Here is a 13,266-nt window from a genome sequence, read left to right on the forward strand (position 1 = left end):
GGTGGGCAGAGTTTAAATAGCGCACTGTTCTGCTTGTGTTTACAGCTTGGCGAGACGCTCGCGGATTTCCATTCTACGGCCCTCGTCCGCCACCTCGCGGCCCGGTCTGGCAGGGGCGGCCAGGGCCTTGTCCAGATAGTGCTTCGCCTGGGCCTTGTCCCCCTGATCCAGCAGGAAGTCGCCGTAGAAGAAGTTGGGATCGATGCCGGTGGGATTGATGGCGAGCGCCTGCTTGAGCAACTGCTCCGCCTTCTCGTCATCCCCGAAGCCCACCGGCCAGCCCGGCACCTGATAATAGAGGGAGCCCAGGCTGGTATAGGCCGAGCCTTCCAGCGCCCTGGGATCCTGCCTGATGGCGATCTCCAGTTTGGCCTTGGCCTCCTTCACCAGGCTCAGGGCCCCGAGGCCGCCCTTGGCCCCTGCCCAGGTGCTCTTGACGATGGCGGACCAGATCAGCAGGTCGGTGCGAAACGCCTCCTTGGCGCTCGCCTCATCGGCCTTGGCACTCAGGGTCTCCAGGCAGTGCTCCTTGGCGTTGCCGGTCTGCTGGTACTGGCAGTGGGCCCACTCTTGCTGAATGGTGGGCAGGGCATCGGCGGCCTGGGCCAGACCGCTTGCCAGCGTGCCTGCCAGGGCGAGCAACAGGGGACCGTGACCAAATCGGGGACGGAAAGTGACGTGTTTCATCTCAATGTTCCTTCTCGTGCGTGGCACAGGCGCGGTCGCTCCTGTGGGCGGGGGCGGGGGCGGGGGCAGGGGAGGCGGTGCGGCGGGCGTGGCGCTCGATGATCGGGCGCTGCCTGGCCAGGGCCATGTCCACCACGGCGGGCAGCAGGCCGTTGAGCCGCACGAACAGCTTCTCGGGCCAGCCGAGCCAGCGGCGGCGTGTCTCGTTGCACAGGGCGATGACGGCTTCCTCGGCCACGTCCTGGGGGCTGTCGGTGTGGGTGCCGAGCTCGGCATTCATGGCATAGGCCGCCTCGGAGTTGAGGTGGGTGCGGGTGGCGCGGGGGGCAAAGTGCAGCACCTTGATGCCGGTGCCCTCCAGCTCCCGCCCCAGGGCCTCGCTAAAGCCCCGCAGGGCGAACTTGCTGGCGCAATAGACGCTGTAACCGGCATAGCCGATGGCCCCGAGGCTGGAGCCTATGTTCATGATGATGGCGGGCTTGCGCAGCCGGGGCAGCAGGGCCCGGGTGAGCTGGATGGGGGCCTCTATGTTGAGCAGCAACTGGCGGGTCACCTGTTCACTGCTCTGATCCTCCAGCCAGGCGAACTGGTTGCAGCCCGCGCTGTTGATGAGCACGTCCAGGCCTTCTTCCAGCGCCGGGTGTTGCAGCAGTCTGGCCCGCTCCTGGGGCGAGCCGAGATCGGCGGTCACCGTCTGGTGGCGCTCCGGATGGGGCAGCTCCCGGCGCAGGCGCTCCAGGGCGCTGGCCCGACGCCCGTGCAGCAGCAGGTGGGCCCCCTGGGCCGCCAGCTCCATGGCCAGGGCTTCCCCTATGCCGCCACTGGCGCCGGTCAGCAGTATGCGTTTCCCTTCAAGCTTCATTGGCAGGATCCCGTGAGCTGATAGAGCATGTCGCCATAGAGGCGGTAGACCACACGAGCGGCGTGAATGATGGCCGCCTGATCTGCCGGGTCTTCCACCCGGTTCATCAGGGACTCGAAGAATTTGAGGTGTTCCTGATCCAGGGCGCCGTGGGAGCTCAGGTAGCTCATGGCCTGGGGTGGCAGCCCCAGACCGCTCTTGAGCTGGTCGGCGACGGTCAGGGCGATGGCGACGCTGGTTCCCTCCAGCACCTGCACCATGCCGAAGAAACCCATGGGATTGCCCCGCTGGATCTGGTCGTAGAGGAAGGCCACCATCAGCTCGATGGGCAGACCGGGCTGGCCGTGGCGCACCGCCTCGGCATCCCCGCCGCAGGCGCGGATGTCGCTTAAGATCCACTCCTGATGGCCGTACTCCTCCTCTATGTACTCCTTGATGGCCGCGCGCACCCACTCGTACTCCTGACCCAGCTTGCCACCGGTTGCCATCAGCAGGGGAACCGTGTGGCGCACGTGGTAATAGGCTTCGGTCAGGAAGGCGAGGTAGGTCTCGCGCTGAATGTCGCCACGGCGGCAAGCCTCGATGATGGGCGCATTGAACAGGTGCTCGCGCTCCTGGGAAGTGGCTTGTTGCAGGGTCTGGTAGAAGCTCATGCTGATTCTCCTGTGAGGCCTTCGCTGAGGCACTGGCTGATCTGCCGGGAAAAGTGTTGATAAATCTCGTTGCGACGGGGCCGACCGTTGGCGGTCAGCAGCCCGGGGGACTGATCCAGCGCTACCGGCAACCAGTGGTGCAGGCGGGCGTAGTCGGGCAGCCGGCTGTTCAGTTGTGCGATCTGGCGGGGCAGATCCGCTTCGCTGCCGGGCAGGGGCTGGATCAGCGCCACGTTGGCTGGCTGGCCGTCGCCAAAGACCACGATGCGGGCGATGGCGGGGCAGAGCTGGGCCTCGGCCTCTACCCACTCGGGGGAGAAGTTGCGACCAAAGGCGGTGATCTGGACATTCTTCTTGCGCCCGGTGATATGGAGAAAACCCTCCTCGTCGAGCCGACCCAGATCGCCGGTGGCGATGCTCGGGATGGCGGGCGCCTCTTCCCCCAGATAGCCCAGCATGGCGCTGCCGCTCACCATGACTTCGCCGTCGGCGGCGATCGTCACCTGGCAGTGGGGCAGGGGCAGGCCGACGCTGCCCGGGCGGTCGGCGTCCGGGCCGTTGAGCGCCACGACAGAGCCGCATTCCGACAGACCATAACCCTCATAGACAGGGAGCCCCAGGGCGCGGGCATGGCCGATGAGCTCGGGGGCCACCTTGCCGCCACCCACGGCGACGAAGCGCAGCCCCTTGAGCCGCTCGGCCAGGGCCGGGGTATTGGCGCACAGGGCCAGCAGCAGGCGCAGCAGCTCGGGCACCAGCACCAGGCTGTGGCTGGGCCAGCGCAGCAGTGCCTGGGCCAGGGCAGCTGGATCCAGCTTGCTGGAGCCCGAGAAGCCGAGTTCCCCCAGGGAGGGGATGCGGCTGCAGGCGCCGGTCAGCAGCGGCACGTACAGACCGGTCAGGTTCTCCAGCAGGGTGGCAAGCGGCAGCAGGGTCAGGTGCTGTTCGACCCGGGCCGGAGCGACCCGCAGGGCCAGGGACTCGCAGACCGAGGTCATCTGTTCCAGGGACAGGCAGACACCCTTGGGCTGGCCCGTGGTGCCCGAGGTATAGGTGATCTTGGCGGTGCCCGCCGGCAGCTCGGGCAGGCTGGCCGGGATGCGGCGCCACAGGGGCAGCGCCTGTTCATCCGGCCTGCCCGTCATCAGGATGAGGGGGGCAGCGGCCTGCCAGCCCTCATGCTCGGGGCCGACCAGGGCATCGGCGCCGCTGCTTTCCAGCAGCCATGCCTGCTGGGCCGGACTGAAGAAGTGGGGAACCGGAATGACCACTATGCCGGCCCGGGTGCAGGCCAGATCGATCAGCGCCCAGGGCAGGCCGTTGTCGAGTTGCAGGGCCAGGCGGCGGATGCCGGCCCCTTGCAGCGCTCCTGCCAGTTGCTCGATCTGCTGCCACAGGCTCTGGTAATCCAGCTCGCCCTGGCTGCCTTGCAGTGCCGGTTGTTGTGGCGTCTGGCTGGCATGGCGGGCGATGGTGTCGAACAGCGTCATTGAGCACACCTCTTGTCGATGTCGGCATGGTTAAAAAGGCGGGGCATGGGCCCCAGCAGGTTGAGCAGCAGGCTGCTCTGGGCGAGCACCTCGCGCCCCTGATTGATGTCGCCTGCCATCACCTTGGGCTGGCAGCGGTAGTATTCCCCCCAGGCACTGGCATCCTCTCCCACCTGATGAGCCTGGGCTGGGGCCAGCTCCACCGGGTTGAGGCGCAGGCGGGCAAAGCTGTTGCGAAGCCGGGCGGTGCCGGTGAACACCACATAGTCGAGGGCGTTGTCACACAAGAGGCGACACAGGGCGGCAAACATCAGGCGGGCATTGCCCGGCTCGCGGCAGGCGAGGTTGCCCACTTCGATGATGCGGTGGCGGGCCGGGCGTACCCCGAGACGGGTTTCGATGGCGGCCTCGACGGGTTGCTCCAGATACTGCTCCAGATAGAGGGGCTGCGCGTGCTCGCCATGGCAGGCCTGGTTGAGGCCGCAGGCTCCAACCAGCACCCCATCGGCCCGGTAGAGCCCGAGCAGGCAGGGCAGAAAATGGGGAATGCGGGCGTTGAACTCCTGGGTGTAGGCGGCCTGGATATAGGTTTGCAGCGCCATGACCTGCTGCGGGGACTTGGCTAGCAGCAATTGGTAGGGTGCCTGGATCTCTATGGTCATGGCTGGCTCCTTCTCTTGGGATGGGTTGAGCGTAAGAGGGCAAACTTAAGAAACCCTTAAGGAGCACAAAAAGAAGAAAAATTCTGACGGGGGGCGAGAGCGGGCCGATGAGGGCCCAAGACAAAACAGTTGCCAGCAGCGGGCGTGGCAGGCAATCTGCCCCGCTGTCGCCACGCGAGGAGCCGCCATGCCATCCCCTGTTCACTGCCCCCTGTGTCTCTCCCCTCGGCACCATGACCTGCCGGTGGCGGGCAAGGGCTATTACCGCTGCCAGGCGTGCGAGCTGGTCTGGATGGATGAGGCGGATCACCTAGATGAGGGGGCCGAGAAGGCGGTCTATGACGGGCACGACAACCGGGTGGACGATCCCCGATATCGCGGTTTTCTGATGCGGGCCTTCGGCGAGGTGCTGGCCCGGGTGTCGCCTCCTGCCAGCGGCCTCGATTTTGGCTGCGGCCCCGGGCCTGCCCTCATCGCCATGGGGCGGGAGGCGGGCTTCGAGATGGCGGGCTACGACAAGTTCTATGCCGACGACCCCGAGTGCCTGACAAGGCAATACGACTTCATCACCAGCACCGAGGTGATAGAGCACATCGCCACCCCCCGCGCCGTGCTGGACACGCTCTGGGGCTGCCTCAAGCCCGGCGGAGTGCTGGTATTGCAGACCCAGCGAGTGCTGGGGGACGATCGCTTCAAGACCTGGCGCTATCGCCACGATCCCACCCATATCGTCTTCTTCGCCGAGGCCTCGTTCCGGGCCCTGGCGGCCCGCTGGCAGGCAGAGGTCGAGTTTCCCCACGCCGATGTGGCGGTGTTCACCAAACCCTGAGCGGGGCGTTTTCATTTGGCCATGAGTTGGGCATGCTGGTGGCCTGATACCTAGGAACGGATGCCCCCATCTCCATGTCGATCCCCCACCTCTCATTGCAAGACGCCCGCCACCTGCAACTGGCGGCTCAGGGGCTGCTGACCCCGCGCCGCGCCAAGGCTTCTCCCTCCGATCTGCTTGCCTGCATCAGACGCATGGCGTTGCTGCAGATAGACACCATCTCCGTGGTGGCCCGCAGCCCCTATCTGGTGCTGTTCAGCCGCCTTGGCCACTACGATCCGCGCTGGCTGGAACAACTGCTGGCCGATGGGGACCTTTTCGAATACTGGGCTCACGAGGCCTGCTTCGTTCCCCGGGAAGATTACCGGCTGCTGCGCCATCGCATGCTGGATCCCGCCGCCATGGGCTGGAAGTTCTCCGCCCAGTGGCTTAAGACCCACGGCGGAGAGATAGCGCAGATAGTGGAGCGCATTCGCCAGGATGGCCCGGTGCGGGCCAGCGATTTCGAACGCAAGGGGGGCAAGGGCAACGGCTGGTGGGACTGGAAGCCCGAAAAGCGTCACCTGGAGGTGCTGTTTACCGCAGGCCAGCTGATGGTGCGCGAACGGCGCAACTTCCAGCGGGTCTACGATCTCGCCGAGCGGGTCATGCCGGAATGGAACGACGAGCGGGATCTGCCGAGCCCTGATCTCGCCCGGCGGGACATGGTGCGAGCCAGTTGCCGGGCGCTGGGGCTGGTCAAGACCGGCTGGGTGGCGGATTACTATCGCCTTAAACGGGGGAAATACGACGCCCTGCTCCACCAGCTGGCGGACGAGGGGGAGCTGTTGCCGGTACGAGTGGAGGGGTGGCAGCACGGCGCCTTCGTTCACGCTTCCCTGGCCGATGAGCTGGTCCGGGCCCAGGCGGGCACCCTCAAGGCGAGCCACACCGCCGTGCTCTCGCCCTTTGACCCGCTGGTGTGGGATCGTAAGCGGGCCAGCGAGCTCTTTGACTTTGACTATCGCATCGAGTGCTACACCCCGGCCCCCAAGCGCCAGTACGGCTACTTCGTGCTGCCCTTGCTGCATCGCGGCAAGCTGGTGGGCAGGATGGACGCCAAGGCCCATCGCAAGGAGGGGGTGTTCGAGGTCAAGAGCCTCTATCTGGAAGACGGGGTCAGGGTGACGCGCACCCTGGCGCAGGATCTGGGCAAGGCGCTGCAAAAACTGGCGCACTGGCACCAGACGCCGACCCTGCGCTACGGCGCCATCCCTGCGCCCCTGCTGACCCTGTGGCAGGAGGCAATGCCGCTTCCTTGAGCTCCATGCCGCCAAACGAAGAATTGCGTGGCGGTCATAGGCTAAACAAAAACCGGGCACTGGGCCCGGTTTTATCATCTGTTGCTGGCAACGTAAGGATTACTGGAGCACCAGCACCATCAGCAGGCCGACGGTGATGGCGGACACCAGGAAGGCGAAGCCATAGAACACATAGTGGTGCAGCTTGGTGGTGTGGATCCCGAGATCGTGCAGGCCGTGGTAGATGCGGTGCATGCCATGCCAGACGGGCAGGGCTATGATGACCAGCAGGATGCAGGCACCCCACCAGGAGCTGGCGAAATCATGCACGCGCTCAAAGCTCATGGTCTCCACGTCCATGATGCCCATGGGCACCAGCAGACCTGTGATGAGGACAATGACCGGCAGCAGCATGGCAACCACCATGCCACCGGCACCAAAGAGTCCCCAGTAAATGGGTTCGTCAGAACGTCTCATGATTTTTCCTCATATAGCGCTACCGGTACCAAACAGACGCCAATAAACACGGGCTCGTCAGAACGTCTCATTATTAATCTCCTCAAGCCACGATAAACAGGATCAGCAGGGATACCGCCGCCAGCGCCACATACTGGGCGATGACGATGGGTTTCTCCGGCACCAGCTCTTCGCCACGGAAGATACGCATGGCTTTGGGGGCCAGTGCGAACCAGGTCTTGGCGTGGAACAGGCAGGCGGCCAGGGCGATGACGTGGAACAGGATGGCAATGGGGCTTTGCAGGGATTCCAGCCAGCCGTTGAACGCCTCCTGACCCTGTACCAGCCGCAGCAGACCCCACATCAGCACCACGGCGTAGATGGAGACGAAGATGCTGGTGCCTTCGCGGATCATGTAACCGGTGTAGAAGGCATTCTTCAGCCACCAGTCTTTCTTCATCTCGCGCACGTAGGGCTTACGTTTGCTCTGGGTGTTGTTCATGGTCTCACTCCTGGTCTCAATCCGGCTTGAACATGGCGATCATGTAGTCCTTGGCGCTCTCGACCTTGCCAAGCTGGATGGCGGCGGCCGGATCCACGCCCTTAGGGCACACTTCGGAGCAGTAGCCCACGAAGGTGCAACCCCAGACGCCCTCGTCCTGGCTGATGATCTTCATCCGCTCCTTGGACGCACTGTCGCGGTTGTCGGCGTTGTAGCGATAGGCCAGCGCCAGGGCCGCCGGGCCGGTGAACTTCTTGTTGATGCCATATTGCGGGCAGGCGGCGTAGCACAGACCGCAGTTGATGCACATGGAGAACTGGTGATACTTCGCCATGTCGGCCGGGGTCTGGGTGTACTCGCCGTCACACAGGCTGCGCGGCTCAGACGGGATGATGTAGGGCTTGATGCTCTCCAGCTTCTCGATGAAATCGGACATGTCCACCACCAGATCGCGCTCGATGGGGAAGTTGTTGAGGGGCTCTATGGTCATCTTGCCTGGCAGGTAGTCCCGCAGGAAGGTCTTGCAACCCAGCTTCGGAATGCCGTTGACCATCATGCCGCAGGAGCCGCAGATCGCCATCCGGCAGGACCAGCGGAAGCTTAAGGTGGAGTCCAGCTGATCCTTGATGTACTGCAGGGCGTCCAGCAGGGACATCTCTTTGAGGTAAGGCACCTGGAAGGTCTGCATCCAGGGCTCGTTATCCTGCTCCGGACGGTAGCGCAGGATTTCAATTTCGATCATCTCAGCCATGCTTCTTAGCCTCGTCTTGTTTCTCACCCTCGGAGCCGTATACACGTTTCGCCGGTTGGGATTTTGTGATCTTCACATCCGAGTAGTCGATGGTCGGGGTGCCTTCCTGGTTGTAGAAGGAGAGGGTGTGCTTGAGGAAGTTGACGTCGTCACGCTCCTCGAACCCGTCCAGCCGCTGGTGGGAACCGCGGGACTCCTTGCGGTTGATGGCGGAGTGGGCCATGGCTTCCGCCACGTCCAGCATGTAGCCCAGCTCGATGGCGTACAGCAGGTCAGTGTTGAAGACCGAGGACTTGTCGTTGATCTTGATCTTCTTGTAACGGGCTTTCAGCTCGTTGATCTTGTCGATGGTGCCCTGCATCAGCTCTTCGGTGCGGTAGATACCGACCCCGGCTTCCATGGAGAGACCCAGTTCGTTGCGGATATCCGCCGGGTTTTCGGTGCCGTCGATATCGAGCAGGGAGAGGTGCTGCTTGATGAGCGCCTCGGCCTTGGCGGCCAGGGCCTGGGTGTTGCCATGCTGCTGGGTCTTGGCAAATTCACCGGCGTGCTCACCGGCCACCTTGCCGAACACCACTATCTCGGACAGGGAGTTGGAACCCAGACGGTTGGCGCCGTGCAGACCGACGGAGGCGCACTCGCCCAGGGCATAGAGGCCCGGCATACGGGTGGCGCACTGGCCGTTGGTCTCGATGCCACCCATGGTGTAGTGGGCGGTCGGACGGACCGGGATGGGTTCTTTCACCGGATCCACACCCACGTAGGCCTTGGCCAGCTCGCAGATGAAGGGCAGGCGCTCTTTCAGGTACTTCTCGCCGAGGTGGCGCAGGTCGAGGTGCACCACGTCGCCCATGGGGCCTGGGATGGTGCGTCCCTTCTGCTGCTCCTGCCAGAAGGCCTGGGAGAGACGATCGCGCGGACCCAGCTCCATGTACTTGTTCTTGGCTTCGCCGACCGGGGTCTCCGGGCCCAGACCATAGTCTTGCAGGTAGCGGTAGCCATCCTTGTTGACCAGGATGCCGCCTTCGCCACGGCAGCCCTCTGTCATCAGGATGCCGGTGCCCGGCAGGCCGGTCGGGTGATACTGGACGAACTCCATGTCCCGCAGGGGCACGCCGTGACGGTAGGCCAGGGCCATGCCGTCGCCGGTGACGATGCCGCCGTTGGTGTTGTAGCGATAGACACGACCGGCGCCGCCGGTGGCCAGGATCACCGACTTGGCCTGGATGAAGCGGGTGATGCCGTTCTGGATGTCGAAGGTCAACACGCCCTGGACGCGGCCCTCTTCCACGATGAGGTCCAGACAGAAGTGCTCGTCGAAGCGCTTGATGCTCGGGTACTTGATGGAGGTCTGGAACAGGGTGTGCAGGATGTGGAAGCCGGATTTGTCGGCGGCGAACCAGGTGCGGGGGATCTTCATGCCGCCGAAACGGCGCACGTTGGCCTTGCCGTCCGGTTTGCGGCTCCAGGGGCAACCCCAGTGCTCCAGCTGGATCATCTCGTTGGTGCAGTTTTCGACGAAGTAGTCGACTACGTCCTGCTCGCACAACCAGTCGCCACCGGAGACGGTGTCGTTGAAGTGGTTTTCGAGGGAGTCGTCGTCACGGACGACGCCGGCGGCGCCACCTTCGGCGGCGACGGTATGGCTGCGCATCGGATAGACCTTGGAGATCAGGGCGATCTCGAGGTCGGGATGGGCTTCTGCTATGGCGATAGCGGCACGCAGGCCACCACCACCGGCACCGATGATGGCGACATCGGTCTTGATAATATCCACATCTGCCTCCTTAGGGATAGATTTGCTGGGCACGATTTTGCTCTATCAAAAAAATTCAGGCTTGATGCAAGTCAAACTGCTCTGTTTTAGTGCTTGGCAATGGTGACTTTTATTAGAGTCACCCCATTCCTTGGATGAAAACACCAGAATTATCGCCATCCATCAGTGATCAGGATCAGCCACACGCCTTGATTTGGTTATTTTAACCTCAGAATTGTACGAAGTTTTCTGTCGGCAAAATGAGAAATGCCTCTCTTTTTAGGTATTAACCCTAAAGTTTTTAAGTTTTTTATCAAAATTGTTTAATAAGAATTATTCGCTGATGAGCCGCTCTGGTATCGGCTTCAAAAAACTAATTCGAAGTCGGCGATAGCATACTGTTTTATAACAGAACATGCCTCATATGAGGATGCCTGTTTCGAGCCAGTTGGGGGGAGAGGGGAAGGGAGACCATGGCGAGGCCATAGCAGAAAGGGGCCGTGCGGCCCCTTTATCATGGTGGCTGGCGAGCGCCATGCCGGGATCAGATGCGGAACATGCCGACCTGGTTGCTCAGCTCGCCCGAGATGTTCTTGAGCTGGGCAGAGAGGTTGCGGGAGCTGTCCGCATCCCCGGCCAGTTCGTCCGAGACATCCTTCACCGCCTGGATGTTGCGGCTCACCTCGTCGGTGACGGCTCGCTGCTCCTCGGCGGCGCTGGAGATCTGGGTTGCCATGTCGGAGATCTGGTTGATGGAGGCGGTGATCTGCTCCAGGGCCAGGGTGGCGTTGCTGGCATCGTCCACGCTGTTCTGGGCCAGCAGCTGCCCCTCGTGCATGGTGCTGACCGCCCCCTGGGTGTTGCGTTGCAGCGTCTCTATCATGTTGCGGATCTCGACGGTGGAGCTGTGGGTACGCTGGGAGAGTACCCGCACCTCGTCGGCGACCACGGCAAAACCGCGGCCCTGCTCGCCGGCCCGGGCGGCCTCGATGGCGGCGTTGAGGGCCAGCAGGTTGGTCTGCTCGGCGATGCCCTGGATGGTGGAGAGGATGGTGTTGATCTCCTGGGCGTTCTTCTCCAGCTCCTGGATGATGTTGGAGGCCTGCTCCACCTGACCCGCCAGATCCGTGATGGAACGCTGGTTGCGGGCGATCACCTGCTTGCCGTGTTCACAGCTCTCGGAGGAGGTGCGCGCCGCGTCTGCGGTCTGCTCGGCATTGCTGGCCACCTCGACCGCGGTGGCGGACATCTCGTGCACCGCAGTGGCTATCTGGGAGATCTCGTTCTGCTGGCGCGCCAGACCCTGGCTCGATTTCTCCGCCATGTCGTGGGAGGAGCGGGCCTGCAGGTTGAGCTGGCCGGAGGAGTTGGAGATGTCCTGCACCATGACGTGGATGCGCTCGATGAAGGTGTTGACGTGCTTGGCCACGGCCCCGACCTCGTCTTCCCGCTCGATCTTGATGCGGCGGGTCAGATCGCCGTTGCCGCGGGAGAGATCGGCGATGGCGTCACCCAGGATCTGCAACGGGGAGAGGGCGCGGCTGATGGCCAGATAGGAGAAACCCGCGACGATCAGGATGGTCAGCAGGCCTTGCAGCAGGGTGGAAGTCACCATGCGGGAGACGGACTGGTAGGCGACCGCCTCGTCCACCACTATGCCGAAATACCAGCTGGAGTTGGGGATCTCGGTGAGGTCGAACACGCTCGCCTTGCCGCCGATCACCATGTCGGAAATCATGCCGTCATGGGCCAGCTCGTTGATCCTGGCCGCCGTCAGCTCGGGGGAGAGCTCGGTGGCGGGCTTGAGGGCCAGCGTCTTGTCCGGGTGGGCGATGACGGTGCCATTCTTGTCCACCAGCATGGCGTAGGTGCCCTCCTGGCTCATGGCCAGAATGTCGCGCACCAGGCTGTCGATGGAGACGTCACCGGCGATCACTCCCTGGGTGTTGCCCCGGCTGAAGGGCTCGGCGATGGTGACGATGAGCTGGCCTGTGGTGATGTCCGCATAGGGCTCGGTGACGATGAGCTTGCCGGCGGCGATGGCCGCCTTGTACCAGGGGCGCTGGCGCGGATCATAGCCGGCAGGCAGGTCGGTGGGCTTGCTCTGGATCATCTTGCCGTCCTGGGTGCCGGCATAGACCAGATCGAAATTGCCCGCATTCATGGCCTGGGCCAGATGGCTGATGGGAGCATCCTGGTCGGTGAAGGCCTCCTTGGCGGAGGTGACCATGCCGATGCGCGAGTCGAGCCAGCGGGAGATCCCCTTGACGTTGGAGCTGGAGCTCTCGTCAATGATGTTCCAGACCAGGCGCTGGGTTTCTCCCTTGAGCTGGGTGGTGTTGTACCAGACCTGCAGCCCTGTGATGATCAGGATGATCAGGCCGACGGCCAGTACCAGCTTGTTCTTGATGGATAGGTTCATATCTACGTCCTTGTGAGCGTCAGTCTGCGTTAGTCATGGGGATGTATTTTATTGTTTTGGTCCCCTAGGTTATCGGCCGATTTCCGGCTTCTTTATCCCCTGCGAGCCTTTATTTTCGCGGTCTGGGCCGTTTTGACCCATTTGGGTTTCTTTGAGCATTTGCTCAGGATGATTGGTGAAGATGCCATCGACTCCCCACTCGGCCAGCTGCCTGGCATCGTCCACATCATCGACCGTATAGACCAGGATCTTGAGGCCGCGGTCATGGATCTCGTGCACCAGGGCCTGATCAACGAAGTCGAGGTCGCAGTTGAGGGACCAGGGGGCGAGGGCCTGGATTTGCGGGGAGAGCGCCAGGGGACGGTGGGCGATGAGGGCGCCGAGCCGGACATCCGGGCGCAACCGGCCGAAGCGGGCCAGCTCGGGGTGGTGGAACGAAGAGACCAGCCAGTGGGCCGGGGTGAAGCCGAGATCGCGCTCGGCCCGCCGGGTCAGCATGGCCACTCCCTCTGCCGTGTCGCTCCCCTTGAGCTCTATGTGCAGCTCGCAGCGTCCCGCGATGGCGGCCATCACCTGCCACAGGGTCGGGATGGGCTCCCCCTCACCGGCATCCAGGCCCCTCAGGTAGTCGGCGCTCTGCCGGGTCAGTACCCCGTGACCGTCGGTGCAGCGCTCCAGGCGACGGTCGTGGAACACCCAGAGCTCGCCATCGGCCTGCTGCACGTCGATCTCGATGGCGGGGGCCCCCAGGGTCAGGGCGAGGCGGATGGCCTTGAGGGTATTCTCCGGGGCCAGGCCACTGGCCCCGCGGTGGGCGATGATCTGCATGATTGGCTCCTGTTGTTGGTGCACGGCGCTGCGCTTGTCGCACTCTACCAGCCCTGCATCATGGGCTCCTGTTGTCTGTGTCGCTACG

The 13,266-nt window shown here is 63.4% G+C and carries 13 protein-coding genes; 2 read left to right on the plus strand and 11 right to left on the minus strand.

What is annotated here, in order from left to right; genetic code table 11:
• Positions 1-39: 39 nt before the first annotated feature.
• The 5 genes from ACEUCR_RS07915 to ACEUCR_RS07935 are packed head-to-tail and all read right to left on the minus strand — an operon-like array spanning position 40 to position 4,354.
• A complete protein-coding gene (locus ACEUCR_RS07915) occupies positions 40-687 on the minus strand; it encodes a tetratricopeptide repeat protein (protein WP_408747412.1) in 648 nt (215 codons plus the stop codon).
• Between the two features lies 1 nt (position 688).
• On the minus strand, positions 689-1,549 hold the full coding sequence (locus ACEUCR_RS07920; protein WP_408789301.1) for an SDR family oxidoreductase: 861 nt from the start codon (positions 1,547-1,549) through the stop codon (positions 689-691).
• Positions 1,546-2,202: a TenA family transcriptional regulator gene (locus ACEUCR_RS07925; RefSeq protein ID WP_408789304.1), complete on the minus strand. Its 657-nt coding sequence runs from the start codon at positions 2,200-2,202 to the stop codon at positions 1,546-1,548. The genes ACEUCR_RS07920 and ACEUCR_RS07925 overlap by 4 nt, the downstream gene beginning before the upstream one ends.
• A complete protein-coding gene (locus ACEUCR_RS07930; protein ID WP_408789307.1) occupies positions 2,199-3,692 on the minus strand; it encodes an AMP-dependent synthetase/ligase in 1,494 nt (497 codons plus the stop codon). Before ACEUCR_RS07930 ends, ACEUCR_RS07925 begins: the two co-directional genes overlap by 4 nt.
• Entirely contained in the window at positions 3,689-4,354 is a 666-nt protein-coding gene (locus ACEUCR_RS07935; RefSeq protein ID WP_041993013.1) for a thermostable hemolysin, read from the minus strand. Before ACEUCR_RS07935 ends, ACEUCR_RS07930 begins: the two co-directional genes overlap by 4 nt.
• 187 nt (positions 4,355-4,541) lie before the next feature.
• Here ACEUCR_RS07935 and ACEUCR_RS07940 point away from each other — a divergent pair, with 187 nt between their 5' ends.
• Together ACEUCR_RS07940 and ACEUCR_RS07945 are read left to right on the plus strand one after the other, a co-directional pair.
• The gene (locus ACEUCR_RS07940) at positions 4,542-5,183 is read left to right on the plus strand and encodes a class I SAM-dependent methyltransferase (protein ID WP_408789309.1); all 642 of its coding nucleotides are present in this window, start codon (positions 4,542-4,544) and stop codon (positions 5,181-5,183) included.
• A 74-nt stretch (positions 5,184-5,257) separates the two neighbouring features.
• The gene (locus ACEUCR_RS07945; protein ID WP_408789312.1) at positions 5,258-6,484 is read left to right on the plus strand and encodes a winged helix-turn-helix domain-containing protein; all 1,227 of its coding nucleotides are present in this window, start codon (positions 5,258-5,260) and stop codon (positions 6,482-6,484) included.
• A gap of 99 nt (positions 6,485-6,583) precedes the next feature.
• On the opposite strand, the gene frdD is transcribed toward ACEUCR_RS07945, so the two are convergent.
• From frdD to ACEUCR_RS07975, 6 genes are all read right to left on the minus strand, one after another.
• The gene (gene frdD, locus ACEUCR_RS07950; protein ID WP_111874049.1) at positions 6,584-6,940 is read right to left on the minus strand and encodes a fumarate reductase subunit FrdD; all 357 of its coding nucleotides are present in this window, start codon (positions 6,938-6,940) and stop codon (positions 6,584-6,586) included.
• An 82-nt stretch (positions 6,941-7,022) separates the two neighbouring features.
• Positions 7,023-7,421, minus strand: a complete 399-nt coding sequence (locus ACEUCR_RS07955; RefSeq protein ID WP_041993025.1) for a fumarate reductase — start codon at positions 7,419-7,421, stop codon at positions 7,023-7,025.
• Between the two features lie 16 nt (positions 7,422-7,437).
• Positions 7,438-8,172 carry a succinate dehydrogenase/fumarate reductase iron-sulfur subunit gene (locus ACEUCR_RS07960; protein WP_041993027.1) on the minus strand — a complete coding sequence of 245 codons (735 nt, stop codon included), beginning with the start codon at positions 8,170-8,172 and terminating at the stop codon, positions 7,438-7,440.
• Positions 8,165-9,949, minus strand: a complete 1,785-nt coding sequence (frdA, locus tag ACEUCR_RS07965) for a fumarate reductase (quinol) flavoprotein subunit (RefSeq protein WP_041993030.1) — start codon at positions 9,947-9,949, stop codon at positions 8,165-8,167. The genes ACEUCR_RS07960 and frdA overlap by 8 nt, the downstream gene beginning before the upstream one ends.
• Before the next feature lie 523 nt (positions 9,950-10,472).
• Entirely contained in the window at positions 10,473-12,350 is a 1,878-nt protein-coding gene (locus tag ACEUCR_RS07970; protein WP_408789315.1) for a methyl-accepting chemotaxis protein, read from the minus strand.
• Between the two features lie 69 nt (positions 12,351-12,419).
• Positions 12,420-13,178, minus strand: a complete 759-nt coding sequence (locus ACEUCR_RS07975) for a glycerophosphodiester phosphodiesterase (RefSeq protein WP_408789318.1) — start codon at positions 13,176-13,178, stop codon at positions 12,420-12,422.
• Between the last annotated feature and the right edge of the window lie 88 nt (positions 13,179-13,266).

This window comes from Aeromonas bivalvium (genome assembly GCF_046078285.1).
In the GTDB taxonomy this organism is placed as follows: Bacteria; Pseudomonadota; Gammaproteobacteria; order Enterobacterales; family Aeromonadaceae; genus Aeromonas; species Aeromonas bivalvium.

Excerpts from the sequence above, each read along its gene's own strand:
- ACEUCR_RS07915 (WP_408747412.1), bottom strand. The coding sequence starts at position 687 with ATGAAACACGTCACTTTCCGTCCCCGATTTGGTCACGGTCCCCTGTTG.
- ACEUCR_RS07920 (WP_408789301.1), bottom strand. The coding sequence starts at position 1,549 with ATGAAGCTTGAAGGGAAACGCATACTGCTGACCGGCGCCAGTGGCGGC.
- ACEUCR_RS07925 (WP_408789304.1), bottom strand. The coding sequence starts at position 2,202 with ATGAGCTTCTACCAGACCCTGCAACAAGCCACTTCCCAGGAGCGCGAG.
- ACEUCR_RS07930 (WP_408789307.1), bottom strand. The coding sequence starts at position 3,692 with ATGACGCTGTTCGACACCATCGCCCGCCATGCCAGCCAGACGCCACAA.
- ACEUCR_RS07935 (WP_041993013.1), bottom strand. The coding sequence starts at position 4,354 with ATGACCATAGAGATCCAGGCACCCTACCAATTGCTGCTAGCCAAGTCC.
- ACEUCR_RS07940 (WP_408789309.1), top strand. The coding sequence starts at position 4,542 with ATGCCATCCCCTGTTCACTGCCCCCTGTGTCTCTCCCCTCGGCACCAT.
- ACEUCR_RS07945 (WP_408789312.1), top strand. The coding sequence starts at position 5,258 with ATGTCGATCCCCCACCTCTCATTGCAAGACGCCCGCCACCTGCAACTG.
- frdD (WP_111874049.1), bottom strand. The coding sequence starts at position 6,940 with ATGAGACGTTCTGACGAACCCATTTACTGGGGACTCTTTGGTGCCGGT.
- ACEUCR_RS07955 (WP_041993025.1), bottom strand. The coding sequence starts at position 7,421 with ATGAACAACACCCAGAGCAAACGTAAGCCCTACGTGCGCGAGATGAAG.
- ACEUCR_RS07960 (WP_041993027.1), bottom strand. The coding sequence starts at position 8,172 with ATGGCTGAGATGATCGAAATTGAAATCCTGCGCTACCGTCCGGAGCAG.
- ACEUCR_RS07970 (WP_408789315.1), bottom strand. The coding sequence starts at position 12,350 with ATGAACCTATCCATCAAGAACAAGCTGGTACTGGCCGTCGGCCTGATC.
- ACEUCR_RS07975 (WP_408789318.1), bottom strand. The coding sequence starts at position 13,178 with ATGCAGATCATCGCCCACCGCGGGGCCAGTGGCCTGGCCCCGGAGAAT.